We start from the raw sequence: 25,518 nt of genomic DNA on the forward strand, positions 1-25,518 counted from the left end.
CCCATCCGCTGGCGACAGGCAATTGCCGGTGCTCGGCAAGAGCAATTCGGCTGCTCGCTAAGCCATTCGCAGACGAATCGATGAGATAGACGGCAGCGAGCCAAACGACGAAGAATGCTCCGGCGCTTTCACGGCCACTGCCGTGACAACAGGGCATCGGACATTCACTATGGTCGGATGGACCCGGGAGGGATCCGTCCGCCGCGCCCGAGCACTGCGAAGCATGGGATTGAACCGTAAAACCAAGGTCCGTCCCAAACTGCGCCACGGCATACGTCAATCCGTGCAATACCATTACGCAAGCGACCGCGATCGCAGCGATCGCGCGCTTGACAGGCAATCGTCGCGTCTCGGACTCGACCATGATCGACACTTAATTACGACGATGATCAAACGTCAACGGCGCAGTCAGATACCGGATCACACTGTCAAAATGATTTGAACTTTCATAAAGTTAATTACATTAGAAAATCTCCAGCTTTTGGCTGGAGCGCGCAGGCGCATCACGGTAGTTCATTTACGCCGCTTTTAGACGCGAGGATCGCGTTGCCAAAATGTTCCGCCACGCTTATCCTCCTCGCTCTGCGATTTAATAAGCAGCGGCCGAACGAGATGCTGCGAACATCCCGCCCGGCCTGACCACAACCCATGCTAGTTTGGAGCTTGGATCATGGCTGATTCTGAAGATAGCACGACTCGGCCCGCCGTTAGCTGGCGCGCCATTCTGCGAGGAACCGGCGCCTTGCCGTCCGGGAAGACGACTGGAGGGGCGCCGTCCGACCCCGCGCTGCAGCTTTGGCGGAATTGGCAAGCCAATCACACTGAGGTCGTCGCGCTGACGCGCCAGTGGCAGCGCATCGAAAAGAAACTCATTCACTCGGTCGGCATCCCCGAGGTTGCGATCCGCCTTTCCGGCGAGGAGGAGCCGAAAATCGCTCAATCGGTCGACGAGATCGAGGAACTGGTCGCGAACGTGCCGGCGATCGAGAGAGAGGCGCTGATCGCGGCGTTCGACGAGCGGCAAAAGCGATGGAACGAGGCGGCATCGGCGCTCGGCTTCGACGCCGTCGACCTCGAACTTCGAGCCGCTCTCGGCAAGGAGCGCGATTTTGTGGCGTCGGTCCCGAAGACGAAAGCCGCCAGCCTGCCGGGTGTCGCGGCCAAGCTAGCTATCCTCATTCAGCTCGGCGAGCCGAGCCCGACAGATGCGGAATTTCCCTGGCCGGAACTGCGCTCGGCGCTCGCAGATATCGCCCGGCTGGCGTCGCCGGAAGCGGTGATCTCGCCGATGTGATCCTCATGCTCGGGTCCATGGTCGCTCGGCTATGGACCCGGCTTCTTTCGCATAGCCCGCCTTTGAGCCGGCCCCGCACTTTTGCGAGAAGGCTTTGCGCCTTTCTTGGGCTGCTCCTTCGTGCCGGCGCCTTCAGCCGATGCCGCGGATGACGATTTCGCCTCCGCAGTTTCGCTCGCGGGCCTCAGAAGCTCGAGCGCCGGAATTCCGAGAGCGTCGGCGAGGCGACCGACGACGTCGACCGTCGCCGAATAGACGCAGCGTTCGATCGAGCTGATATAGGTGCGGTCGAGCTCGGCTCGATGGCCGAGTTCCTCCTGCGACAGGCGTTGAGCCCGTCGATATCTCCTCAGATTGCGCGCCAGCGTCTCTCGCATTTCCATGACGAGAACCAGCCAGCTTGAAGAGCATATATCTACGGAGTATACTCTACAAACGATCGCCGCCGGTTCGAGGAAGGGAAGCGCCGGCGCGGCAGAGGGGGCGAGTCCGTAAACGACCGAGAGTCCGAAAATGCGTGAGAAGCATCTGGGTCACGCCGTCTCTTTGGCGACGATTTTGTTGAGCACGCGCGAGCAATTCGCTCGCGCGCTGCGTGACGCTGCGATGGCGAGCATCAGAGCGAGGTCGAGAGGCGCAGGTTCCGACCAGCCGATCATCTCCCGCTATTTCCTCGAATCGCACGTCGACGATGCTCTCTATCTGATCGGCAGAGACGGGATCGACGCTCTCGAGAGCAACGTCCGCTTCGCAGTCGACGAAATGATACGAGAGGCGTTGGAAAACGTGAGAATGCGGAGAACGGACAATTAGTCGATCGCGTTCTCGGTGCGCCGGCTACGGCGGCGCATTGCGCTTGCGCCATCAGGAGCCGACATTTCGTGACCAGCAGCGCGATTGACGTTGATCAATTTTCAAAAATTCGTTTGGGAGCATCTGTCGTGGAAAGACGAATAACTCTCACTGACATAGACCGCCCTGGAGAGGCGCTCGAAGTCGACATCATCGCCGCTGACGAGACTTCTTTGACGCTGGCGGTGCCGAACACATCCGTGCAATTTCGACTGTTCCGCCACAGCCGCAACGCTCCCTATCAAGGATCGTTGGGCGGACGGAGCTTTTGCTTCATTCCCGTCGCTGGCGAGGCCAGAAAAGGCCCGCGTGAAGCGTCCGGCGAAATTCACGTCGCGCGATCCATCCGGCAACGCCAAACTTGATTGCAGTGCAATCATTGCCCATGTTACTGACGACGCCATTCTGGAGGCTGTCGTGGCAAGCATCGCAATCCGCAATCTGGACGACGATTTGAAGCGCCGCTTACGTATGCGCGCGGCTGAACATGGCCGCTCCATGGAAGAAGAAGCGCAGGAAATCCTGCGTCGCGCGATCAGCGGCGTCATCGCGCTGAAGAATCTCGGCCACGCTCTTCACGCCCGCTTCGCTGTTATCGGCGGCGTGGAACTGGAGCTTCCCGCGCGCGGCCCGATGCGCGAACCGCCATCGTTCTCATGAGCGACGCGGTCATCCGGCTCAACACAAACGTCGTCTCCGAGCTGATGCGGCCTAAACCCGTGCAGCCGGTGTTGGGCTGGTTCGCGGCGCAGGACTCGAACAAGCTGTTTTTAACACGGTGACCGAGGACGAATTGCGCACGGGTTCGGCGATCCTTCCCGCCGGCAAGCGCCGCAACAGTCTGACCGCCACCATCGACATCATGATCACCGAGGGTTTCGCGGGCCGCGTCCTACCCTTTCGACAGCCATCGGCCGCTCGATAGCGTATAGAGGCCGCGGATCTTCAATCTCGGCTCGTCCCGAAGCACCTTCACACTTTCGAGGGCTTCGCCCGCTCCATCGAAAGCGCGGCGATCACGGGAGTCGCCACCGCGCGCGCCGCTGCGGCCGCCGCGTCGCCGTCGCGACGCTCGATCGCGTCGATAATGATGGCATGGACGTCGAGCCCCGGATTCGGGACATCGCCTTCGTCCAGCGCCTCCGACATATAGACGCGCACGGAGCCCGCGAAATAGCGATAGAGCTCGGCGAGCGCCGCATTGCCCGACATGCGCGCGATGGCTCCGTGGAACTCTATATCGGCGTCGACGAAATCCTCGCGCGCCACATGGTCCCTGCGTTCGCCGCGCCGGCTCAGCAGCTCTCTCAAGAATGCGACGTCGGCCTCCGAGCGGTGCGCCGCGGCGAGCCGAGCCGCCTCGGCCTCCAGCATCGCCCGCAGCTCATAATGCTCTCGCAGGCTGGAGCGGCCGATCCGGCGCATGGTCTCGGCCGCATCCACATTCGTTCGCACATAAGTGCCGTCGCCCTGGCGGACTTCGAGAACCTCAGCGTGGGAGAGAACGCGGATCGCCTCGCGCACCGTGTTCCGGCCCACATCGAGCATGTCGGCGAGCTCCTGCTCGTTGGGGATCTTCGCGCCGACTTTCCATGCGCCGCTTTCGACCTGAGCGCGGATCAGATCGATCGTGGACTCGACGAGCGAACGCCGAGGCGCCTGCGGAATCGTGGTCGGGGACGACATATTCGACCTCATATCAGAATGCGCCGGTCCTCCCCAGTCGATGACGGGGCGGTCGCGAGCTTGACGGCGGCAGACAAACATAGGATGATCCTATCACCCGATGAAATGAATGTCGACGCCTCCCAGGGGAGCCGATATCGAAACGGCTCGCGAACGAGCATCCTGACTCGCCGCGATCGGGGCAGAAAAAGGCATCGGGAGAAGTCTGCGGCAAAAGCGGACGAGCGAAAGGGACGACGATCATGGCGGGCGACGACAATCTTTTTACCGGCCCTATCGGCGAGGAATATGACTTCCTCCCGATGATCTGCCCCAACATCGTGACGGTGACAGCGAATCTCGGCGCGACTGTCGCGGCCTGGCGGCCCGGCGCCACGCTGCGGGGATTGGAGATCGGCTGCGGCACGGGAACCAGCACGCGCTCGCTGCTCTCGCAGCGTGATGATCTGAGCCTTCTGTCGGTCGACGCCTCGCCGGCGATGTTGAATCAGGCGCGCGAAAATCTCGCCGCCTATGCCCGCGCCGGTCGCGTCGAATTCATCGAGAGCGATGCGCTCGTCTATTTGAGAACGCTGCCCGACGCGAGCGTCGATCTCGTCGCCTCCAATTACGCCATCCATAATTTCGAACATCGCTACAGACGCGAGCTCTTCGCGGAGATCCTACGGGTTCTCGAGCCGGGCGGCCTGTTCGTCAACGGCGATCGTTTCGCGCTGGATGATCACGCTCTTCAGCTCGCATCTACCCAGGCGGACGTCCGCAACATGTTCAAGGTCTTCGGCGAGGCGCAGCGCTATGATCTCCTCGAGGATTGGATCGTGCATCTCTTCAGCGACGAATCCGCCGATCGCCTGATGTATTCTTCGGCGACTCTGTCGACGATGCGCGCTCTCGGCTTCGCCGATGTGCGATCCAATTACCGCGAGGGCGTCGATATGCTGGTGACGGCCAAGAAGCCTTCGAGCTCGGCGCGCGACATCGATTGATCGGAACAGACCCACGACAGTCCGAACCCGTCCTCTCGCGTCCGGCGAAATCGAAGCGTTGCGCGGTCTCTCTCGTGAACAGGCGAAGACGCTGGCGCTCGCGTCTCTCGGCGGCGCGCTCGAATATTATGATTTCATCGTCGGCGTTTTCTTCGCCAAGACCCTCGCTGCGGTCTTCTTCCCGCATGACAGCCCGCAATGGCTCTCGCAGCTACAGGTCTTCGGCATATTCGCCGCCGGCTATCTCGTGCGCCCGATCGGCGGCGTCGTCTTCGCGCATTTCGGCGACCGCGTCGGCCGCAAGAGAATGTTCGCGCTCGGCCTCTTCCTGATGGCCTTTCCCACGCTGCTGGTCGGCCTGACGCCCGATTACCAGACGATCGGCTTCGCCGCTCCGCTCCTCTTCCTGTTCTGCCGGCTGTTGCAAGGGCTATCGGTGGGCGGAGAAGTCCCCGGCGCATGGATCTTCTGCGCCGAGCATGTCCACAAATCCCGAGCAGGCTTCGCCTGCGGGCTGCTGATGGGCGGGCTCTGCTGCGGAATATTGATGGGCGCGCTCACCGCCAAAATACTGACGGCGAGCCTCGCCGCGGATGATATCGTCGCCTGGGGCTGGCGCATTCCTTTCATCCTCGGCGGCGTCTTCGGTCTGATCTCGGTCTATCTGAGGAAGCATTTGCAGGAGACGCCGGTCTTCGAGGCGCTTCGCGAGCGGCGTGTCGCTGACGCCCGACTGCCGATCTCGCTCGTCTTAACGCGCTGCAAGAGCGAGGTTCTCGTCTCCATGGCTGCGACCTGGGTATTCGCCGGCGTCTTCGTGACCTATTTTCTCTATTTGCCTACCTATCTTCAGTCGCAATTCGACTATCGGGCGGCGGATGTCTTCACCGCCAACTGCTGGTCCATAACGCTGCTGATCCTCGGCAGCGTCTTCGTGGGTCGCGTGACGGATATCATCGGCGGCGGGAAAGCCTATGCGATCGGCGGCGCTGCGATGGCGGCGGTCATCGCCGCGCTCGGCTTCTCCCTCGGCAACGGCGATGCGTGGGCGCTGTATCTCTACGCGATCGGCGGTTTCGCGATCGGGACGATCACGCTCACCCCCTATCTGATCATCCGCAGCTTCCCGCCCGAACTGCGATTCACGGGATTCGCTTTGTCCTACAACACGGCCTATGCAGTCGTCGGTGGAACGACTCCGCCTTTGATGGCGCTCCTGGTAGGAGAGCGCGCCATTGCCATGGCGCCCTTCTATTACATGTCGGCGCTCTGCCTTTTCGGCGCGGCGATCGGCTTGCTAAGAGGCGAAAGGTGAGGCAATGGGCTTTTAGCGGAGGTGCCCCTCAGCTCGAATGTCTGCTCCGCGCATCCTTAGTAAGCAGCCGAGCATTTTCGAAGGCTCGCTCGGCTATCGGGCGAATTTGAACTGATGTGGTCGTCTAATTGCGGCTTCCGTGTCACATCGGCCCCGTCTGACGCAAATCATCGCGCCGCGGCGACGAGTTTCGCGCTCTCGGCCGACGGATCGTGGCGTCGCGACAAAAATCCGCGAGAGCCTCCTTCCCGACATAGGGCGAACAAAGAGAGGCCACGACGGTGCAAATCGATCAGAGCGCTACTTGCCGATCCGAATGCTCTTGCGTCGATCGTGGGAAGCGTAGCGAGCCGATCGATTTGGCGGGGGGGGGGGACTCCGCCGGGAGTGGGCATGGACTGCGCGCCAGAGCACGCAGTCCATGACGCGGGCGGTGATCGAGATTTGCGTGGCCGATCCGGCGTCGTCGGCGAAAGCGAGCGACGCGCCGTCGAGGATGAAGGCGAAGGACGTCTTGACGATCGGCCGCCGGCTCGACGAGCAGCCGAGTTCAGCCTTGCCACAAGAATCTCGAGATAGGAATTTCACCTGACGCTATCCGGCGCCTGACGATCTATTTCCTCCGTTTTGCGATTCTCTTTCCCGCCTCGACGGCGAGATCGGAACATAACAAAAGCTTCGCCCGCCCAATGATCCTTGATAGGCAGCATCGCGGCTATGGCGGAATAATCGAAATTGCACAAACGTGTTCGGCACCGCAAGCGTCAACGAAGTCGCGTCGGCGTCGATGATATCGACTTCGAGCGCCTCTCCAGGGCGGTCTATGTCCGTGAGAGTTATTCGCCTTTCCACGATAATTGCTCCCGAAACAATCTTTGAAACGCGATCAACGCCAACCGTGCGGCTGGCCCGAAAACTTCAGTTCCTGTTTGCCAGGACGAGACAAAGAGAGGGTGGTGACGAACAGCAGGGGAACGAAGAAGATAGCGAGCGCCGTGGCCGCGATCATGCCGCCCATGACGCCGACGCCGATCGAATTTTGGGCGGACGAACCAGCGCCGCTGGCGAAAGCGAGCGGTGCGACTCCGAGGATGAAGGCAAAGGACGTCATGACGATCGGGCGCAGCCGCTGGCGCGCCGCGAGCAGCGTCGCTTCGATCGCATCCATGCCCGCCTTTTGATGGTCGATCGCGAATTCGACGATCAGAATGGCGTTCTTGGCGACGAGACCAATCGTCGTCAGCAGGCCGACCTTGAAATAGACGTCATTGGCCTGTCCGAACATCAGCGCCGCGCCGAGCGCGCCGAGCACGCCGATCGGCGCGCACAGCATGACCGCGAGAGGGACCATCCAACTTTCATAGAGTGCGGCGAGGCACAGGAAGACGACGACGACGGAGATCGCATAAAGTGCAGTGGCCTGATTGCCCGAGAGCCGCTCCTGCCGCGACAGGCTGGTCCACTCATGGGAAAATCCGGGCGGCAAGCCGGCGACGAGACGATCGATCTCCGTCATGGCGTCGCCGGAGCTGGCGCCGATTCCGGCCTCGCCCTGGATCTGAACGGCGGGCGATCCGTTGTAACGTTCGAGGCGGGGCGAGCCGAACGCCCAGCGGCCGGACGCGAAGGACGAGAAAGGCGCCATCTCGCCCGAAGCAGTCCGGACATGCCAGCGGTCGAGATCGTCGGGCTGCATTCGGAAATCGGCCGCCGATTGCAAATAGACTTTCTTGACGCGGCCACGATCGATGAAGTCGTTCACATAGGCGCCGCCCCAGGCCGTCGACAGAGTGGCGTTGACGGTCGCGAGATCGATCCCGAGAGCGCTCGCTTTTTCCTGATCGACATCGATCGCAAATTGCGGCGTGTCGTCCTGGCCGTTCGGCCGCACGCCATTCAAGAGCCTGCTTCGCGCGGCGTCGGCGAGCAGATGGTCGCGCGCGGCCAAGAGCTTTTCGTGGCCGGCGCCCGTCAAGTCCTGGAGATAGAAATCGAAGCCGCTGCTCGTGCCCAATCCCTCGATCGCGGGCGGCGCCAGCACGAAGACCTGCGCGTCGCGAATGCCGGCGAGCGCCGCCGTCGCGCGCGCCGTCACCGCGGCCGCGGACAGATCGGACGCCTTGCGTTCTGAAAAGTCGCGCAGGCCGACGAAGGCCATGCCGACATTCTGGCCGAGGCCGCTGAAGGCGTAGCCTCTCACCGTCATGACGCCATCGACGGCCTTGCTCTCCTGGTCGAGAAAATATCGCGTCACCCGATCGAGCGCGTGTTCCGTGCGGTCGCTGGTCGCGCCGACGGGCAGCTGCACGCTGACCATGAGATAGCCCTGGTCCTCCTGCGGCAGAAACGAGCTCGGCAAGCGCGTGAACAACGCGGCGGCCGCGACCATCATCACGGCCAGAGCCGCGAAGCCGCGTCTCGGGCGCCGCAGAACGGCGTGCGCGCCATCTCGATAGGCGTCGGCGCCGCGTTCCATGTTGCGGTCGAACCAACGGAACAAGCCCGCCTTCTCGGCGTCCGGCCTCGGCGGACGAAGAAGCGTCGCGCAGAGCGCCGGCGTCAGGATCAGCGCGACGCCGACCGACAGCGCCATGGCCGAAACGATGGTGACCGAGAACTGACGGTAGATGACGCCGACCGAACCGCCGAAGAACGCCATCGGCACGAAGACCGCGGACAAGACCGTCGTGATGCCGATGAGCGCGCCGGTGATCTCGCTCATGGATTTGACAGTGGCCTCGCGTGGCGACAGCCCTTCCTCGCGCATGATGCGCTCGACATTCTCGACCACGACGATGGCGTCGTCGACCAGGAGTCCGATCGCCAGCACCATGGCGAACATGGTGAGCGTGTTGATCGAATATCCGGCGACCGCCAGAACGCCGAAGGTTCCCAGCAGCACCACCGGCACGGCGAGCGTCGGAATGAGCGTGGCGCGGACATTATGCAGAAAGGCCAGCATGACGAGGAAGACGAGCACGATCGCTTCGATCAGCGTGTGGGTCACCTGCTCGATCGAGATTTTGACGAAAGGCGTCGTGTCGTAGGGATAGACGACCTTCACTCCTTCCGGAAACGTCGGCGCGAGCCGATCGATCGCCGCCTTGACCGCCGTGGCCGTGCGGACGGCATTCGCGCCCGTCGCGAGATTGACGGCGAGGCCGGTTGCCGGCGCGCCATTGTAGGTCGATGCGCTGACATAGTCCTCGGCGCCGAGCTCGACGGTCGCGACATCGCCGATGCGAACCAGCGAGCCGTCGGCCGCGCTTTTCACGATGACGTTCCGAAACTGCTCCGGCGTCTGCAGGCGGCTCTGCGCCGTGACGGTGGCGTTGAGCTGCTGCCCTCTGCGCGCCGGCAAGCCTCCGATCTGTCCTGCCGACACTTGCGCGTTCTGCGCCTGAATCGCGCTCGCGACATCGCTCGGGTTCAGCGCATATCCGGCGAGCCGGTCCGGATCGAGCCAAATGCGCATCGCATAGCCGGCGCCGAAGAGCTGCGTGTTGCCGACACCCTCGACCCGTTTCAGCGTGTCGTTGAGCGCGCTCTTGACGTAATCCGACAGATCCGTGCCGGTCATCTTGCCGTCGGTCGAGGCGAAGCCGACGACCATCAGAAAGGCGCTCGACGATTTGGTGACGGTGAGGCCATTGGACTGGACCATGGTCGGCAACAGCGCGGTGACGAGCTGCAGCTTGTTCTGCACCTGCATCTGCGCCACATCCGGATTGGCGGCGTTGGTGAAGGTGAGGGTGATGTCGGCCTGGCCGGTCGATGTCGACGTCGAGGTCATGTAGTCGAGATGGTCGAGGCCGGTCATGCCTTGCTCGATGATCTTGGTGACCGAATTCTCGACCGTCCGCGCATCGGCGCCGGGATAGGTGGCGGTGATCTGGATCGTCGGAGGCGCGATCTCCGGATATTGCGAGACCGGCAGGCCGATGAGCGCCAGCAGGCCACCGAGCATGACGACGATCGCGATCACCGAGGCGAAGATCGGACGGACGATGAAAAATGCGGAGATCACGCGCGTCAGCCTTTCGCCTGGATTTTCGCCGTCGTCGGCTCACGCTCGCGCAGCTCGCCGGTGGCGTCGTCGATCACGACCTCGAGGCCAGTCGCCTGCTGCCCGGCGCGTACAAGCTGCAGGCCTTCGACAACGACGCGGTCGCCGTCGCCGAGCCCCGCCGTGACCAGCCAATTATTGCCGACCGTCCTGCCGACGGAGAGCACGCGCTCCTCGATCTTGTCGTCCTTGCCGAGCACCAGCGCCGTCGCCTGCCCCCTGACGTTGCGGACGACCGCGCGCTGAGGGACGAGGAACCCGCCGGGCGCGACGCCTTCCTCGACGATCGCCCGGGCGTACATTCCCGGCAGCAGCAGTCGCGACGGATTGGGGAAGACCACCCGCACTGTCGCGGTCCCGGTCGTCTGGCTGACTTTGGCCTCGGTGAATTCGAGCCGTCCGGTCATCGGATAGACCCAGCCATTTTCGAGCTTCAGCTTCACATCGACTTTGCGCTCCGACGATCGGATGCGGCCCTCGTCGATGGCCCGCCTCAGATCGAGCAAGGCGGCGCTCGATCGGGTGAGGTCGACATAGATCGGATCGAGCGTGCGAATGGTGGTGAGCGTGTCGGCCTGACCGGCCGTCACCAGCGCGCCTTGCGTAAGCGAGGATTTGTCGGCGCGGCCGCCGATCGGCGCCTTGATCGTCGTATAGTCGAGATTGATCTTCGCGCTGGCGACATTCGCCTCCGCCGTCGCCACATCGGCTCGCGCCTGAGCGAGCGCGGCGACGGCCTCCTCCAGATCCTGCGCGCTGACCGCGTTCTTTTTGATCAGCCCCTGATAGCGCTCGACCTTGGCTCGAGCGCTGGGCACAGTGGCCTCGGCTTTCCGCAGGGCGGCGACGGCGCTGTCGTGAGCGGCTCGATAAGGGGCGGGATCGATCTGATAGAGCGGCGCTCCCTCGTCGACCTCGCCGCCTTCCTGGAACAGCCGCTTCTGAATGATCCCCGCGACCTGCGGCCGCACTTCCGCCACCAGCGAAGCGACGATGCGGCCGGGCAGCTCGGAGGCGACGACGACATTTCGAGGATGCAAGGTGACGACACCCACCTCGGGCCGCACCGACGCCTTGCTTCGGTCCCCGGAATCGAAGTCGCATCCGGCGAGCGTGGCGGCGGCGGTGAAGATAGCGATCGCCGAGCGAATATCCATGAGCGCGCTTTCGAGGTCGTTGCCGGATCGCCCTGGACGGAGCCAGGGCGGCTTTTTTGTCTTCGATCATGACCTACGCCGCGGCTGTTCGCGGATCGTGCAGGTTTGATGGAGAATTGATGGAGACCACCGGCTTGGCCGGACAAATGATTGCTGTAATGTGTGTGTTTCGTTACTGACAATTGAGGTTGATCTTCATCGACTCGTCGACGGCTCGAACTGCTGACGAAACCCGTGAAGCCATATCAAAACGGTCGTTTGTCCGGAGGCGTGGTGCAAGAAGCAATGCGGACGATATGGCGACACGTCTGCGTGATCGCAGCAAACGAATCGACATTCCAAGCAGGAATATTCTGCCTATCATCGCTGCAGGATATTCGCGCCTCGGCCGCCTGGCTGAACTTTCTCGACGAGTTTAAAGACAAGCATCCATTTGGAGCGGCTCCGGCACAATGTATCAGAAAGCCGCTTTTCAATTACGCTATGTTTGGCTTCTCTTGCTCGGAGCGGGTGTCGATTTTGAAACATCACTATAGCCATATTTGCAACACCATTCCATCTTTGATTGCCGTTTCTTGGGGAATGTGCGAGGCAGAGCTCGGCCTCCTATGCGGCAAGAACGGTGAAGTTTATCGGCTAGCGCTACGCAGCCCGGAATATTGCTACAAAGAGGGGGAGTTGAGTTTCGTATTGAGCGACACAGCGGACGGTCTCAAACTTGCGACGCTGACCTTTGTGCTCGGAAACGAAGACGACGGGACGCCCTCCGTTCTGATCGGGGGACTGCAAGGGCCTTCGTCGCATTGCGGGCCGGACGCCAAGGCGCGGATCGTGAAAGCGACGCGGGCTCTCTGGGGGTTGCGTCCCAAAATGGCGGTCTTTCTGGCGGCGACGACCTTGGCCCGGGCGTTGGGCGCCCAGCGGATCCTCGCCGTATCCAATGACACGCATTCGATCAATGCCGACGCCTGTTGGCAGCGCCGGCGAATGCGCGCCGATTACGACGCCTTTTGGCTCGAACGCGGAGGATTACGCGCACGCGAGGGTTTCGTCTTACCCTTAATATCGACGAAATCGCAGAACGAGCGACGTGAAAGGCAACGGGCGCATATCGACGAATTGGTAGGACGATTTTGCATGGAGAAGCCCTGCCTGGATCTCGGAATGTTCGGAGGCTCGTCGATGCCGGTACACGAAGCTTTCGAGTCATCGACCTACTGCAGACCCATTTCTTTGCAGGAAATTTAGGAGGGACTCGAACAGCCGAAAATTCGGCCATACTTTCGACGCGTGACCAAAGTCATTCCGCAAGACGACATTGTCCGATGTGCGGGAAACAATATCAGGCCAGCCAGCGAGCAGCCGAGAACTCGACCATGAACGAACTCGTTCTCATTGCCGACGACGAACCGGAAATCACCGCGATTCTGGAAGCCTACCTGGCGCGGGAAGGGCTGCGAACCGTGAGCGCGGCGGATGGCCGGATCGCGCTCGATCAACATGCGATTCTGAAGCCGGACATCGTCTTGCTGGATGTGAACATGCCGAATGTCGACGGCTGGGAGACTCTGGCCGAGCTGCGGCGCCGCGGCGACACGCCGGTCATCATGATCACCGCGCTCGACGAGGACATCGAGCGCCTTCAGGGATTGCGTCTCGGCGCCGACGACTATGTGGTGAAGCCGTTCAATCCGGCGGAAATCGTCGCGCGCGTCAAAGCGGTCCTGCGGCGAACCAATGCTCGCGTCGACAGCCTCGTCTTGCGGATCGGCAAGCTCGAGATCGATCTGCAGAGCTTTCTCGCCAAGGTGCGAGACGGCGACGCCACGACGCCGCTGTCCCTGACCCTGACAGAATTCCGGCTCCTCGCCCATATGGCGAAATCGCCCTCGCGCGCGTTCAGCCGCAGCGAGCTGGTCGACGCCTGCCTGCCGGGCGGCGACGCGCTCGAGCGGACCGTCGACAGTCATGTGAGCAATCTTCGCCGCAAGCTCGACGAGGCCGGCGCGATCGGCCTGATGAATGTCGTGCGTGGCGTCGGCTATCGGATGGCGGCGCCATGAGCCGCCATCGCTTGAGCCGACAGATCACGCTGTCGATGAGCATCGTCGTCGCCACCGCCGTGATGATCGTGTTCGTCGGCTCCTTCGTCTTCTATGGCGTCTATCTGACCTATTACCCGCCGCCGCCGGGCCCACCGCCGCTTCTTCCCGAGGCGCCGGATTTCGTGCTGATCGCAATCCTGCTTCTCTTCGCTCTCATTCTCGCGATCTTCGCGGCGCTCCGCCTGACGAAACGGATTCTCGTTCCTCTCAATTCGCTCGCCGAAGGCGCGCGCAGGATCGCCGCCGGCGATCTCACGGCACGGGCCTCGCCGGGCGACAGATCGCTCGGCGAAACGGCTCGACTGGTGGACGACTTCAATGCGATGGCGCAGCGCCTCGAGGATATCGTCGCGGCGATGGCCTCCTGGAACGCGGCGATCGCGCATGAGCTCCGCACGCCATTGACGATCCTGCGTGGCCGGCTGCACGGCCTCGCCGACGGCGTGTTCGAGCCGAGCGACGAATTGTTCCGGAATCTCCTGTCGCAAGTGGAAGGCTTGTCGCGTCTCGTCGACGATCTGCGCATCGTCACCCTGTCGGAGAGTCGTCGACTGGAGATGCGCTTCGAGCCGACCGATCTCGAGCATGAGATTCGGCAGGCCGTCGACGCCATGCGGCCCGCTCTCGTCGAGGCTGGCTTCGCGATCGAGCTCGACACCCGCCGAATCGTCCTGGCCTGCGACGGGGTTCGATTGCGGCAGGCGTTGCTCGCCCTTCTCGAGAATGCAAAGCGCTACGCGACGCCGGGGCTTTTGCGCGTTTCGACGAGAGCGGCGGAGGATAGGCTCGTGATCGCCGTCGAGGACCAAGGGCCGGGTCTCAGCCTCGACTTCGCGCCCTATGCGTTCGATACATTCAGCCGGGCGGAAGCCTCGCGCTCGCGGCGCCACGGCGGCGCGGGCCTCGGCCTCTCCGTGGTGCGTGCCATAGCGGAGGCGCATCACGGCCGCGCGCAATACAGAGCCTCCGCGACCGGCGGCGCGATCTTCGAGATCGTTCTGCCGCTTCCCCGAGCGCACGATCGCATCGGCGGCGACGAGCCTGCCGAATGACGGCGTCGCCAGGACGCTGATCGAACAAATACGGACGATAGAATGACCGCTTCACCTGCAACGGACAGGCCTGAGAACGAGTCTCTTATCTACGAGAAAGTCGCCGCAACACATGTGTCCCTGCGCCGCGTCCTCGAACTGTTCAGGCCTTACGGCACCAAGATCGCAATTGTCGCCTCCCTGATGCTCCTCGGCGCATGCGCGGGCATGTCATCGCCTTTTCTCCTGCGCGCAATCATCGACGAGGCTCTGCCCCATTCCGATCTGCATCAGCTCGTCGCGCTGGTGGTCGGCCTGCTGTTCGTCGCTGTCCTGTCGACCTGCCTCAGCACAGCGCAGGTGATATTGTCGGTCGGGATCGGGCAGGCGATCATGCATGATCTGCGAGTGAGGGTCTATTCGCATCTTCAATCCTTGTCTCTCGGCTTCTTCACGGCGACGCGAGCAGGAGAAATTCAATCGCGCATCGCCAGCGATATTTCCGGGCTGCAATCGCTCGTGACCACCAGCGCGAACGAGCTGGCGCGGTCTTCGGCCACGGTGGTCATGACCGCTGCAGCGATCCTGCTGCTCGAATGGCGATTGGCTCTCTTCGTCTTTCTGATCGTTCCCGGAACAGTGGCGATCAGCAATCGGGTCGCGCGAATGCGCGAAAAGCACCTTTTCGCGCAGCAGGAGCGCATCGCCGACATGTCGTCGGCCATCCAGGAGACGCTTTCGATTTCCGGCGTGATCCTCGCCAGAACGATGAACCGCGGCGAGCATTTGTCGCATCGCTTCTCGCGCCTTTCCGGAGAGGTGGCGAAGCTCGAAGCTCGCGCGCATACGGCGGGCGAATGGCAATGGGCGCTCATCAACCTTGCGCTCTCCGTGCTTCCGGCGCTGACGCTGCTGGTCGGCGGACTGCTGATACAGGCCGACACGCCGATCACCATCGGCACGCTCGTCGCCATGATCGCGCTGCAGGAGCAATTGCTTTGGCCGCTCGAGCAGCTTCTGGAAATCGGGCGGGAGATGCGAACGACCCGCGCGCTCTTCGCGCGGATCTTCGCTTATCTCGACAAGCCGGTCGAGATCACGCAAGCCGCGGACACGGTCGCGCTCGGCCGAGCGGACATGCGCGGCGCGGTCAGGGTGGAGAATGTCTCCTTTTTCTATCCTGGCGCCACGACCCCCGCCCTGCGCGAGATCTCTATCGACATTCCGGCCGGCAGCCATGTGGCCATTGTCGGCGCGACCGGTTCGGGCAAGACCACCCTCGGCTACCTCCTCGCCCGACTCTATGACGTGGACACGGGCGTCATCTCCTTCGACGGCGTCGATATCCGTGCGCTCGGCTTCGAGACACTCACCGACATGCTCGGCGTCGTGACGCAGGAGCCTTATCTGCTCCATGCGACCGTCGCCGAGAATCTGCGCTTCGGCTGTCCAGAGGCGTCCGACGATGAGCTCGCGAGGGCCGCGCGCATCGCCCAGATCCACGAGACGATCACCGCCTTGCCCGACCGTTATGAGACGCTGGTCGGGGAGAGAGGCTATCGCTTTTCCGGCGGCGAGAAACAAAGGCTGGCGCTCGCGCGCGTCATTCTACGCGATCCGCCGATTCTGCTGCTCGACGAAGCGACCAGCGCCCTCGACGCCAAGACGGAGCACGCCATGGCGTCCGCGCTGGCTGCGCTATCGCAGGGACGCACGACCATCACGATCGCCCACCGCCTCTCGACAGTGCGGCAGGCCGATCAAATCATCGTTTTGCAGAAGGGCCGGATCGTCGAACGCGGCACGCATGACGAACTCGTTTCGCAAGGACGAACCTATTCGGAACTGGTGATGCGGTCGCATCTCGATCGGCAAGATGCGTGATGCCTACCAGGCGGCTCCGTCGAAAGCTGGATGCCGTGAACCGCCACAGCATGCGACAAGATCGTTTTGAGTTAGCCAAGGTCGATGCCGAACGCGACGGGACTAGCTTCTTTCTTCGCTCTATCTTGACCGAATTGAATGAGCCGCTCTCGATCCAGCTCTGAAACCTTCAATCGCCCAAGGCGACGCTCGAGAAAGTCGAGGCTGGCGGCCTTCGACCAGCCGATCCGCTTTCCGACTTCCGCGAGATCGTCCCTATAGAGCCGGACGAGCTCCCCGAATGTTCGAGCCTCCTTGCGCGCACGCTTCGAAGGCGACTCGCCACGGTCGATCCGGCGCTCTATCTCATCCTTGGCGATGAGGGACAGGCGCTCCCCCCGATTTGAGCGGCTGACCTCGACCTTCACGTATTGAGCGCAACCACCTGGGCCATAATCGCGCGAAGGCGGGCAGCATCGGAATCCTCCTTCGACAGTCGTTCAGCCAGGACGCGGATCAAATCGGCGTCGAACTCGGGAAGCGCCTCACCCGTCTCAGCATCTTGCGGCTCTATGGCCTTGCCCTCCAACGCAGCCGCCAGCAGTTTTTCGACGCGCTTGGCCGCCTCGAGCGAAGGATCGCGTTGGACATGGGCGTAAATGGCCGTCGACCTGAGATTCGCATGTCCCAGGATCGCGCCGGTCAATGCCAATGCTTCGCCGCTCGACGTGGCAGTCGATCCAAGCGTGTGTCGAAGCGTGTGCGGAGTGACCCCCGGTAAGCCGGCGAGCTTTGTCACCTCCGCCCAGACATTGCGCGTACCCTGGTAGTAGCCGTCACCTCTCTCGGCCGGGAACAGATAGCCTTCCTTGCCGTCCTTCAACAGTCCCTGCAACAGCGCCGCTGCCGCCGGGCCAAAAGGGCGGATCGATTTTCCGGTTTTGGTATCATCGAACTCGAAGAGGTTGCTCCCGAGTTTGACCTCATGAGCCTTGAGGGCAGCGATCTCGTTACGGCGGCAGCCGGTTAGCGCCCACAGGCGGGCGATCGCCACTCCTTTCGGATTGGCGCCTTCTTTCTCGACCGTATCGAACGCTTCGCCCAGGCGAGAGACCTCGTCCAGCGTCAGAAATCGCTCGCGTCGGTTATCCGTCTTTCTAACGGATGCGTCTTCGACGGGGTTCTTTGTCACGAAGCCATGCCGGCCACCGAAGCTGAACACCGCCGACAAGTCGCGTACGACCTTTCGAGCCGCGCCCTCGCCACCGCGCACTATGAGGCGTTTGCGCGGGCCGACCTTTTCGTCCTTGGCCGTCTTGCCGGCCGTAACGTCCGCCACGAAGGTCTCAATATCGCCGGACGTGACCTCGCTCGCTCGCCGGTGACCGAGAAGAGGTTCCACGTGGTTGCGCAGCCGCGCCATCGTGTACTGCTTGGTAAGCGGCTTCATAGGCTTACCCTTGTGGATGCCGCGCTGGATAAAGCAGCCATGCTTTTCATAGAAGTCGAGCAGCTCCCGCATCGTCTTCTCGCGGCGCTTCTCCTGCACCTCGCCGGCGGGATCATTACCGCTGGCCGCGGCGCCAAGCAGAATTTTCGCCTTTTTCCTCGCTTGCTCGACCGTCAGCGCTCCGAAGCGCCCGACGGTCAGAAAGCGTCTCGGCGCGGACCGGCCGCCCCCGTCGGTTCGGTAACGGATGATGAACGTCTTCGTGCCGCTCTTCTCGACTCTCAGCCCGAAACCCGTGAGATCGAGGTCCCACAGGTCATACCGGGCGTCGCGGACCTCTGCCTTCTCGACTACCAGCTTGGTCAAGCGGACGCTGGATGATCGGTCCATCGCGCGCCTCCGTTCGCATTTTCTCGTGGGTACGAGATTATATTGGTGTCCACATGGTGTCCACCGTGATGAAAAATTCAGGCGCGGCGTAGCGTAGCCCAGCGAAGACGCCATCAAATAAATAAATTGTTTTCATATATTTATCGTGCTCTGGAGAAAACTCGGCGGCCTCGTCGTAGGATACACCCAACCTTGCCAAGGTTGGGGTCGAGGGTTCGAATCCCTTCGCCCGCTCCAAAAAATCGCGATGAAAATCAAATAGTTGATAATGGCCCTTCGGGGTCATTTCTGCTTAGAATGCCTGAACTCTCGGTTGCTCCAAGCGGAATCTATGCACTCGGATCAAAACCGCCGGGCGCGGGTTTCGGCCACTTTGGCTCGGAGACCGCATTGGTGTCGAGCACGGTGACGGCATCGTTCGGCGGTTCGTGCATTGGGCCGCGTGCAGGAAGCTATAGCTCCAGGCCGCCGATAGCCAAAGCGGGTGTGAATCGCCCGGCCGACATTTTTCGGTGCGCTCACCCCGCTGACGGCCTCCCGCCGGATTTCTCGAGCTTCTTCTTCCGTGGAATGGCTATGTTCAGCCGCTCGCATACGCAAGCAGCGCTTCAAACCGTCGTCCAGATTCGGATTGTGATGTCGGCTATGGCAACCTCCTGGATCGCCGTCAGCGAATTGAGCATGCCGTTGCCATTCTTGCTGCCGCAGCAATGCGCCATGAGCCGTCGCGGGCCTTACGGACGTTAACGACGCCGGATGGAATGCTCATGTCGCCCGCAGACCGGGATCGACGCCCAGCTCGATCGATACATCCCAAAGCCTTCGAGCAAGGTCCGGATCTGTCGCCTGATGGGCGCGCGGATAACTGGGTTCCGGAGACGAACGAAAATTCTGTTCGCTTTCATCGCTGAGATGATCATCACGTCCGGAATTCAGCGCTGCATCTGTTCTATCACCGCTTCGAGCTCGGCGATTCGCCGATCCCGCTTCGCCAGCATATCGTCGACCTCGTCGGCGTCGATCTTGCGCGGAATGTGCTGAGGGCAGTTGGCGTCCCAGGCCGACACCTTGAACAAAAGCACGCGCTCGGGCGCCGCGGCGTAGCCATCGGGCGTCACTGATCGGAGCAAGGCGTCGTCTCCTTCCACCATAGAGGCCTCACCCCAGATCTTGATGCGGCGCCGGTTCGCATAGTCCATCAGAAAAATGGACGCCTTGCTGTTCTCGAGCAGATTGCCTTGCGAGATGAACTGACGGTTGCCTCTGAAATCGGCCATCGCCAAGCTGTGCTCATCGATCGGCATGAGGAAGCCGCGCGGCCCGCCGCGATGCTGGATATAGGGTTGTCCCTCGGCGTTCACGGTCGCGAGGTAGAAGCTGTTTTGCTGGGCGATGAAGGCGGCCAGTTGAGGGGTGATGCGGTCCTGCCAGCCGCGCGACTCCATTTTGGCGTAGGCGTCGCGCGAGCCATTGCGGCGCTGGAGTTGCTTCACCGTCTCGGTGAAGGCGATGTCGCTGTTGGGGCGTCGAGTGTCCATGATCGATCCCTTCGCGGAGTCGAAGGAGCGGACGCCCGACCGCCGAATGCGGCCGGGCGCGGGGAGCGGTCAGAAGGTGACGAGGCTGTAGTCCTGGTCGAGATAGCTCGACAGATCGAGCACGCCCGGCGTTCCGGGAATCGCCTTTTCGTAGTCGAGCTTCAGCCCTGTCTTGCGGGCGTCCTCGGTGGCGCCGAAGACATCCGCGCAGCCGCCGCAGACGCCCGCCACGACATCCTTCACCGCTTCGTAGAGAGCATGCGCCGCGTGGTCGGCCTTGACGAGCTGAGCCGGCCAGCGCGTGCCGGCGCCCTGGAAGACGATGGCGACGTCCTGCTTTTTCTCCTTGAGCTCGTAAGCGAGGAACAGGCCATTGAAGAGTCGGCCGAGCGCTTCCTCGGAGCCGGACTTCGGATCGGAATAGATGATGATGGCGGTCTTGCTCATAAAGTTTCTCCTCATGTGTGCTGACGATTGCCGAATGTTTTGGAAGCGAGCCTGAAGGCTCGCTCTTGTCCACCGGCGTCGATGTGAAATCAGACCGAGTCGGAGTCCGCTCGCCGTCAGAAGCTGAGATCGCTCAAGCCCGGATGATCGTCCGGCCGTCTGCCGAGCGGCCAATGGAATTTTCGATCGGCGGCGAAGATCGGAACATCGTTGATGCTGGCGATGCGCAGGCGCATGAGACCCTGCTCGTCGAACTCCCAATTTTCATTGCCGTAGGAGCGAAACCAGCTCCCACTGTCGTCGCGCCATTCATAGGCGAAGCGGACGGCGATCCGATTCTCGTGGAACGCCCACAGCTCCTTGATGAGCCGATACTCGAGCTCTCGTGACCATTTGCGCTCGAGAAAGGCCTCGATCGAATCGCGACCGACAATGAATTCGGCGCGATTGCGCCAGCGGCTGTCGATCGAATAGGCCTGCGCGACGCGCTCCGGATCGCGGCTGTTCCAGGCGTCCTCGGCGATGCGCACTTTTTGGGCGGCGGTTTCGGCGGTGAAAGGCGGTAGCGGCGGTCTCGACATGATTTCCTCCTCCGATTGGAGCGTGCGTCCGAAAAGAGCATGGACGTATGCTCGGCTCACGCCACGCGACGCAGCTCCAAAGCAGGAAAATCGATCGTCGTGTCGGCGATCTCATTGACGTAATTCGTCAGCGTGTTGAGACCCACATGCAGGATAATCTCGATGATCTCGGCGTCGCCGAAGCCCGCCGCGCGCACAGCCGACAGATCGGCGTCCGAGACATGGCCGCGCTTGCGAACGATCTCGAGCGCGAAGCGCAGAGCGGCGTCGGCCCTTCGATCCGACGAGCGGCCGTCGCGATTGGCGGCGATCTCCGCATCATCGAGCTTCAGCAGGTTCTTGCCGATATAGGCGTGCGCCGAGAGGCAATAGCCGCAGCCGTTGAATTCGGCCACTGCGACGGCGATGCGCTCGCGCGTGCGCGCGTCGAGCGCACCCTTGGCCAGCCCTTCGGTCAAGCCGAGCAGACCTTCGAGGCCGGCGGCGCTGCCCGCGACCAGTCGATAGAAATTCGGAACGAGTCCGAGCTTCGCCTTCACCGCTTCCAGCAGCGAACGGGCCGCGGCGGGCGCCGCTTCTATGGTTTCGGGCGTCGAGAGACGAGACATGATGCGCTCCTTCGATTTCGTGCTCGCAGGCGTTTTGCCTGTCGCCCGGAAGATGATAGATGACGAGCGAGACGATAATCGCCTTTCTCGGCACGACATCGTTGCGGCAGGTGCAGCAATCCAATGGACCGCTTCGACACGATCACGGCCTTCATCGCGGTCGTCGACCACAAGGGCTTTGCGCCGGCGGCGCGAAGCCTCGGCGTCTCGGCGTCGCTGGTGACGCGTCTCGTCGCCGCGCTCGAGGAGCGGCTCGGCGTGCGGCTTCTGCAACGAACAACCCGCTCCGTCGGCCTGACCGATGCGGGCACGCGCTTTCTCGAGCGCGCCCGGCGGATCGTCGCCGATCTCGAGGAGGCCGAGCGCGTCGCGGAGAACGAGCACAGCGCGCCGAGAGGACGGCTGAGCCTGTCCGCGCCGCTGATGTTCGGACGCATGCACATAGGGCCGTTGATCGGCCGCTATATGAACGCGCATCCGCAGCTCACGGTCGAGCTGTCGCTCTCCGATCGCTTCGTCGATCTCGTGGAGGAAGGATTCGATCTCGCTTTGCGCATCGGCCATTTGTCCGACTCCGCGCTGGTCGCGCGCAGGATGGGCGCGACGCGGCGGGCCGTCGTCGGCTCGCCGGCCTATCTCGAGACGAGACGCGCGCCGAGGACGCCAGCCGATCTCGAGCGGCATCGGCTGATTTCCTGCACGTCCCTGACCCCGGCCGGCCGCTGGCGCTTCTGGTCGGACAGCGAACGCTTCGACGTCGACGCCGCGCCCGCCTATGTGACGAACAGCGCCGAGGCGGCGATCTGGCATGCCGAGAACAATGGCGGACTGACCATCGCCGCCGGTTATCAGATCATCGAGCTGGTCCGCGCCGGGAGGCTCACGGTCGTGCTCGCCGATTATGAGCCGGCGCCGCTGCCGATCCATTTCGTCTATCCGAGCGCGCGGCTCCTATCGGCGAAAGTGAGATCTCTGATCGACCTCGCGGCGCGCGAATGCGATTGGACCTTTGTGGATTTCTGACGCTCGCCCGACCAGCGGCGGGGCGACGTCTCTATCCCGTCAGCGCCGTTCGAAATGCGTGTAGAGCAACCCTTGCCGACGCTGACGGATGAAGGATCGCGCATCGTCCACATCCTCGAGCATGTCGAGCAGCGCGACCGATGATCCGGCCAGATTGGCGAGGCTGTCGGCGAGCGCATGCTCGGTCGACCATCGCACCTTGTCGAACGGCGCCAGGAAGCGCGGGCGACGACGCAGGCCGACCGCCCAATAGCCGCCGTCGGTCGCGGGGCCGAAGACGGCCGTGTGGTCGCCGAGAGCGCGAAAGCCGCGCGCCACCATCTCCCTCGTTATGCCCGGAATATCGCTGCCGATGATCAGCACGGGACCCCGCGGCGGCAGGCGCGCGACGCGCTCCATGCGCTGGCCGAGGCTTCCCTGGCCTTGCGGGAGAACGCCGAACCCGGCCGGCCACGGCCCCGAGCGATCCGGCGTGACCGCCAGCCATGTAGTCCAACGCGGATCAGCGCCGGGGCGGCGGAGCATCAAGGACAGCGCCGTCCGCTGAAATCGCAGCGCTTCCGTCGCTCCGATCTCGGCCGCGAGCCGGCGCTTGCCGGCGCCGTAGCGGGGCCAGCGCGTGAAGATGACGAGATGGCGGGCGAGCGGCATCGTCAGCCATAGACTCGCCGAATGAGATGCGGCGGAACGCCGAGGAAATAGAGCGTCAGGCAGGCGAGGTTGCGCAGGCTGCGCCGCGCCCAACCGTCGCGGCGCCATCGCGCCGCCGAGGTGCGGGCCGATATGGGGAGAACGGTCAGCCGCCTCGCCCCGATCCTTCGCGCCATGTCTACATCCTCCATCAGAGGCAGTAGCCGAAACCCTCCGATGTGAACGTAGAAGGCGCGGCTGATCAGCAACCCCTGATCGCCATAGGGCAGGCCCATCCACCGCACGCGCCATGCGACCAGGCGCTCCAAACGTCTCGCCTGCGCGGACTCATCGTCGAGCGCGAAGCGGAACACGGCCGCCCGCCAGCGGTTAGCGGGATCGGCGCAGAAGAGTTCGACGGACTCCCGCCACCCGGACTCCAGAACCGTATCGGCGTGCAGAAACAACAGCCAGTCTCCGCGCGCCGCCTCGGCTCCGGCTTGCATCTGCATGCCGCGTCCCATAGGCGCCGCCTCCAGCCTCGCGCCGGACTCGCGGGCGATCGCGACACTGTCGTCGTCGGAGCCGCCGTCGACGACGATGATATCGTCCTGCGCGCCGAGCGCGGCGAGCGTTCGCGGCAGGGTCGCGGCGGCGTCGAGGGTCGGAATGACAATGGATAAGTTCATCTGCTTGCCGCCCTTCCTCTACCGCCGGAGTTTCGCTGCGAGAGCGAAAAAGGTTACCGCTGCCGGAAGCATTGTTTCGACGAATATCTGAAACTTTTTGGCCGCCGGGACCGAAATAGGCGGTAGACGCGGAGAGGAGCGAGCTGATGCAATATGATGGTTCCGAGATGGCGGCCGGCTCGGCCGATCCCTCTCGGGCGCCTTCGGACCCGGCGAAATTCCGCGATCCCTTCGTCACCGCCCGCGGCGAGAGGCGCGCGCATGCGCCATTCATGCGCCTGGAGACACTGTGGTTCAACACGGGCACGCTGTGCAATCTCGGCTGCCGTGACTGTTACATCGAATCCTCTCCCAAGAACGACAGCCTGGCCTATTTTACGCGCGAGGACGCTCGGGCCTTTCTGGAGGAGGCGGCGAAAATTGCCGAAGGGCCGCTCGAGATCGGCTTCACCGGTGGTGAGCCCTTCATGAATCCCGATCTTATCGGGATGATGGAGGACAGTTTCGCCGCCGGCCATCGCGTTCTCGTTCTGACCAATGCGATGCGGCCGATGCAGCGCGTCGCCCCCGCTCTGCGCGAGCTGAACATGCGCTTGCCGGGTCGGCTGGCGTGCCGCGTGTCGCTGGACCATTATCGGGCCGAGGATCACGAGAAAATTCGCGGGCCGAACAGCTGGGCGCCCGCCATCGAAGGACTGCTCTGGCTCGCCGCCAATCATTTCGACCTCGCTGTCGCGGCGCGGATGGCGTCGGGCGATGGCGAAGCCGAGACGCGCGCGGGATTTCGCGATCTATTCGACGCGCTCGGCGTCGCCATCGACGCCGATGATCCGGCGCGGCTCGTGCTGTTCCCCGAGCTGGTCGCGAGCGACGATCCGCCCGAGATCAGCGAAAGCTGCTGGGCCGTGCTCGGAAAGTCGCCGGAGCAGATGATGTGCGCGCGCTCGCGCATGGTGTTGAAGCGCAAGGGCGTCGAGACGCCAATCGTCGTCTCCTGCACGTTATTGCCCTATGCGCAGGCGTTCGAGATGGGCTCGACCCTCGCGGAGGCGATGCGCCCCCTGAGCCTCAATCACGTCCATTGCGCGCGCTTCTGCGTTCTCGGCGGCGGGACATGCAGCGCGCTGGTGATTCCGACGGAAGGCGCCCCCCTAAAACGAGATGAAGGCGCCCCCCATAACGGAATGATGGCGCCCCCCGATTACGAGATGATCGCGCCCCCCTGTAACGGAATGATCCCGCCCGGGTGATTTCGTGCAGTGACGGGCTCCGTCGTTGGCCTGATCAGATCGCTCCTTTGGCAATCCAAGGGGAGCGGTCCATGCCAGCGGAGCGGATTACGATGCGCCATGCGCGCGAGATTATTCGGCTGAAGTCCACATTGGTTTCGGCGCACGAAATTTCCCGGCGTCTCGACATGCCGCGCTCGACGGTGCGGGCGACGATCGAGCGCGCGGAGAGCGCCGGACTGTCCTGGCCGCTGCCGGAGGGAATGAACGACGACGGGCTGGCGGAGGCGCTCTACGCCGCCCGGCGCAGCAAACGGGGCCATCGGCGGGCCGAGGAGCCAGACTGGGCGGGCGTACATCGCGAGTTGAAGCGCAAGCACGTCACCCTGACGATTTTGTGGGACGAATATATCGCGGCCAATCCGGGCGGCTACAGCTATTCGCGTTTTTGTGAGCTCTATCGCGCATTCGAAAAGACGCTGTCGGTCACGATGCGGCAGACGCACGCCGCCGGCGAGCGGCTGTTCGTCGATTACGCCGGCGACGGCGTCCCGGTCGTCATCGACAGGCTCACCGGC

The 25,518-nt window shown here is 62.9% G+C and carries 25 protein-coding genes, 1 tRNA gene and 1 pseudogene; 14 read left to right on the plus strand and 13 right to left on the minus strand.

Annotated features, from left to right (window positions below; all coding sequences use genetic code 11):
• The first annotated feature begins 670 nt into the window (after positions 1-670).
• A complete protein-coding gene (locus FMZ75_RS12815; RefSeq protein ID WP_166143266.1) occupies positions 671-1,294 on the plus strand; it encodes a hypothetical protein in 624 nt (207 codons plus the stop codon).
• Between the two features lie 29 nt (positions 1,295-1,323).
• On the opposite strand, the gene FMZ75_RS12820 is transcribed toward FMZ75_RS12815, so the two are convergent.
• Both FMZ75_RS12820 and FMZ75_RS21915 read right to left on the minus strand, forming a co-directional pair.
• A complete protein-coding gene (locus FMZ75_RS12820) occupies positions 1,324-1,677 on the minus strand; it encodes a helix-turn-helix transcriptional regulator (RefSeq protein ID WP_166143268.1) in 354 nt (117 codons plus the stop codon).
• 150 nt (positions 1,678-1,827) lie between these two features.
• On the minus strand, positions 1,828-1,953 hold the full coding sequence (locus FMZ75_RS21915; protein WP_255461810.1) for a hypothetical protein: 126 nt from the start codon (positions 1,951-1,953) through the stop codon (positions 1,828-1,830).
• Between the two features lie 222 nt (positions 1,954-2,175).
• Between FMZ75_RS21915 and FMZ75_RS21335 the strand changes: the two genes are divergently transcribed.
• From FMZ75_RS21335 to FMZ75_RS21920, 3 genes are read left to right on the plus strand one after another with little or no spacing between them, the layout of a single operon-like run.
• Positions 2,176-2,511, plus strand: a complete 336-nt coding sequence (locus tag FMZ75_RS21335; protein WP_207783424.1) for a hypothetical protein — start codon at positions 2,176-2,178, stop codon at positions 2,509-2,511.
• Between the two features lie 52 nt (positions 2,512-2,563).
• A complete protein-coding gene (locus tag FMZ75_RS12830; RefSeq protein WP_166143319.1) occupies positions 2,564-2,806 on the plus strand; it encodes a plasmid stabilization protein in 243 nt (80 codons plus the stop codon).
• Positions 2,803-2,928, plus strand: a complete 126-nt coding sequence (locus tag FMZ75_RS21920) for a type II toxin-antitoxin system VapC family toxin (protein ID WP_166143270.1) — start codon at positions 2,803-2,805, stop codon at positions 2,926-2,928. The genes FMZ75_RS12830 and FMZ75_RS21920 overlap by 4 nt, the downstream gene beginning before the upstream one ends.
• Before the next feature lie 190 nt (positions 2,929-3,118).
• Here the strand turns inward: FMZ75_RS21920 and FMZ75_RS12840 are convergent, their stop codons facing one another.
• Entirely contained in the window at positions 3,119-3,832 is a 714-nt protein-coding gene (locus FMZ75_RS12840; protein WP_166143272.1) for a FadR/GntR family transcriptional regulator, read from the minus strand.
• 242 nt (positions 3,833-4,074) lie between these two features.
• Between FMZ75_RS12840 and FMZ75_RS12845 the strand changes: the two genes are divergently transcribed.
• Together FMZ75_RS12845 and FMZ75_RS12850 are read left to right on the plus strand one after the other, a co-directional pair.
• Positions 4,075-4,818, plus strand: a complete 744-nt coding sequence (locus tag FMZ75_RS12845; RefSeq protein ID WP_166143274.1) for a class I SAM-dependent methyltransferase — start codon at positions 4,075-4,077, stop codon at positions 4,816-4,818.
• A 58-nt stretch (positions 4,819-4,876) separates the two neighbouring features.
• Positions 4,877-6,133, plus strand: coding sequence for an MFS transporter (locus FMZ75_RS12850; protein WP_207783425.1), 1,257 nt, complete (start codon positions 4,877-4,879; stop codon positions 6,131-6,133).
• An 886-nt stretch (positions 6,134-7,019) separates the two neighbouring features.
• Here FMZ75_RS12850 and FMZ75_RS12855 read toward each other — a convergent pair.
• Together FMZ75_RS12855 and FMZ75_RS12860 are read right to left on the minus strand one after the other, a co-directional pair.
• A complete protein-coding gene (locus FMZ75_RS12855; RefSeq protein ID WP_166143323.1) occupies positions 7,020-10,157 on the minus strand; it encodes an efflux RND transporter permease subunit in 3,138 nt (1,045 codons plus the stop codon).
• An 8-nt stretch (positions 10,158-10,165) separates the two neighbouring features.
• Positions 10,166-11,356: an efflux RND transporter periplasmic adaptor subunit gene (locus FMZ75_RS12860; protein WP_166143276.1), complete on the minus strand. Its 1,191-nt coding sequence runs from the start codon at positions 11,354-11,356 to the stop codon at positions 10,166-10,168.
• Positions 11,357-11,590: 234 nt separating this feature from the next.
• Here FMZ75_RS12860 and FMZ75_RS12865 point away from each other — a divergent pair, with 234 nt between their 5' ends.
• The 4 genes from FMZ75_RS12865 to FMZ75_RS12880 all read left to right on the plus strand — a co-directional run bounded on the left by FMZ75_RS12865 (position 11,591) and on the right by FMZ75_RS12880 (position 16,376).
• Positions 11,591-12,604, plus strand: a complete 1,014-nt coding sequence (locus FMZ75_RS12865; protein ID WP_166143278.1) for a DUF535 family protein — start codon at positions 11,591-11,593, stop codon at positions 12,602-12,604.
• Between the two features lie 128 nt (positions 12,605-12,732).
• Complete coding sequence (locus FMZ75_RS12870) at positions 12,733-13,419, plus strand: response regulator (protein ID WP_166143280.1); 687 nt, start codon at positions 12,733-12,735, stop codon at positions 13,417-13,419.
• A complete protein-coding gene (locus FMZ75_RS12875; protein WP_166143282.1) occupies positions 13,416-14,513 on the plus strand; it encodes an ATP-binding protein in 1,098 nt (365 codons plus the stop codon). Before FMZ75_RS12870 ends, FMZ75_RS12875 begins: the two co-directional genes overlap by 4 nt.
• A 42-nt stretch (positions 14,514-14,555) precedes the next feature.
• Entirely contained in the window at positions 14,556-16,376 is a 1,821-nt protein-coding gene (locus tag FMZ75_RS12880; RefSeq protein ID WP_166143284.1) for an ABC transporter ATP-binding protein, read from the plus strand.
• Positions 16,377-16,447: 71 nt separating this feature from the next.
• Here FMZ75_RS12880 and FMZ75_RS12885 read toward each other — a convergent pair whose 3' ends face one another.
• The gene (locus tag FMZ75_RS12885; RefSeq protein ID WP_166143286.1) at positions 16,448-16,783 is read right to left on the minus strand and encodes a hypothetical protein; all 336 of its coding nucleotides are present in this window, start codon (positions 16,781-16,783) and stop codon (positions 16,448-16,450) included.
• Entirely contained in the window at positions 16,780-18,195 is a 1,416-nt protein-coding gene (locus FMZ75_RS12890; protein ID WP_166143288.1) for a site-specific integrase, read from the minus strand. The genes FMZ75_RS12885 and FMZ75_RS12890 overlap by 4 nt, the downstream gene beginning before the upstream one ends.
• Positions 18,196-18,276: 81 nt before the next feature.
• Between FMZ75_RS12890 and FMZ75_RS12895 the strand changes: the two genes are divergently transcribed.
• Positions 18,277-18,432: transfer RNA gene (locus FMZ75_RS12895), tRNA-Gly, on the plus strand.
• 695 nt (positions 18,433-19,127) lie between these two features.
• Here the strand turns inward: FMZ75_RS12895 and FMZ75_RS12900 are convergent.
• The 4 genes from FMZ75_RS12900 to FMZ75_RS12915 form a co-directional block, all read right to left on the minus strand.
• Complete coding sequence (locus tag FMZ75_RS12900) at positions 19,128-19,733, minus strand: pyridoxamine 5'-phosphate oxidase family protein (protein WP_166143290.1); 606 nt, start codon at positions 19,731-19,733, stop codon at positions 19,128-19,130.
• Between the two features lie 69 nt (positions 19,734-19,802).
• The gene (locus FMZ75_RS12905; RefSeq protein WP_166143292.1) at positions 19,803-20,180 is read right to left on the minus strand and encodes a DsrE family protein; all 378 of its coding nucleotides are present in this window, start codon (positions 20,178-20,180) and stop codon (positions 19,803-19,805) included.
• Between the two features lie 116 nt (positions 20,181-20,296).
• On the minus strand, positions 20,297-20,761 hold the full coding sequence (locus FMZ75_RS12910) for a nuclear transport factor 2 family protein (RefSeq protein WP_166143293.1): 465 nt from the start codon (positions 20,759-20,761) through the stop codon (positions 20,297-20,299).
• A gap of 56 nt (positions 20,762-20,817) precedes the next feature.
• Positions 20,818-21,369, minus strand: coding sequence for a carboxymuconolactone decarboxylase family protein (locus FMZ75_RS12915; protein WP_166143294.1), 552 nt, complete (start codon positions 21,367-21,369; stop codon positions 20,818-20,820).
• 123 nt (positions 21,370-21,492) lie between these two features.
• Between FMZ75_RS12915 and FMZ75_RS12920 the strand changes: the two genes are divergently transcribed.
• Positions 21,493-22,392, plus strand: coding sequence for a LysR family transcriptional regulator (locus FMZ75_RS12920; protein WP_166143295.1), 900 nt, complete (start codon positions 21,493-21,495; stop codon positions 22,390-22,392).
• A 39-nt stretch (positions 22,393-22,431) separates the two neighbouring features.
• On the opposite strand, the gene FMZ75_RS12925 is transcribed toward FMZ75_RS12920, so the two are convergent.
• Together FMZ75_RS12925 and FMZ75_RS12930 are read right to left on the minus strand one after the other, a co-directional pair.
• Positions 22,432-23,043: a DUF2064 domain-containing protein gene (locus FMZ75_RS12925; protein WP_166143297.1), complete on the minus strand. Its 612-nt coding sequence runs from the start codon at positions 23,041-23,043 to the stop codon at positions 22,432-22,434.
• A 2-nt stretch (positions 23,044-23,045) separates the two neighbouring features.
• Entirely contained in the window at positions 23,046-23,711 is a 666-nt protein-coding gene (locus FMZ75_RS12930; RefSeq protein WP_166143299.1) for a TIGR04283 family arsenosugar biosynthesis glycosyltransferase, read from the minus strand.
• Between the two features lie 146 nt (positions 23,712-23,857).
• On the opposite strand from FMZ75_RS12930, the gene FMZ75_RS12935 reads away from it, so the two are divergent.
• Both FMZ75_RS12935 and FMZ75_RS12940 read left to right on the plus strand, forming a co-directional pair.
• The gene (locus tag FMZ75_RS12935) at positions 23,858-24,961 is read left to right on the plus strand and encodes a radical SAM protein (protein WP_207783426.1); all 1,104 of its coding nucleotides are present in this window, start codon (positions 23,858-23,860) and stop codon (positions 24,959-24,961) included.
• A gap of 92 nt (positions 24,962-25,053) precedes the next feature.
• Positions 25,054-25,518, plus strand: a pseudogene (locus FMZ75_RS12940) (IS21 family transposase); the annotation flags it as partial.

The organism is Methylosinus sp. RM1 (genome assembly GCF_011378635.1).
Lineage (GTDB): Bacteria > Pseudomonadota > Alphaproteobacteria > Rhizobiales > Beijerinckiaceae > Methylosinus > Methylosinus sporium.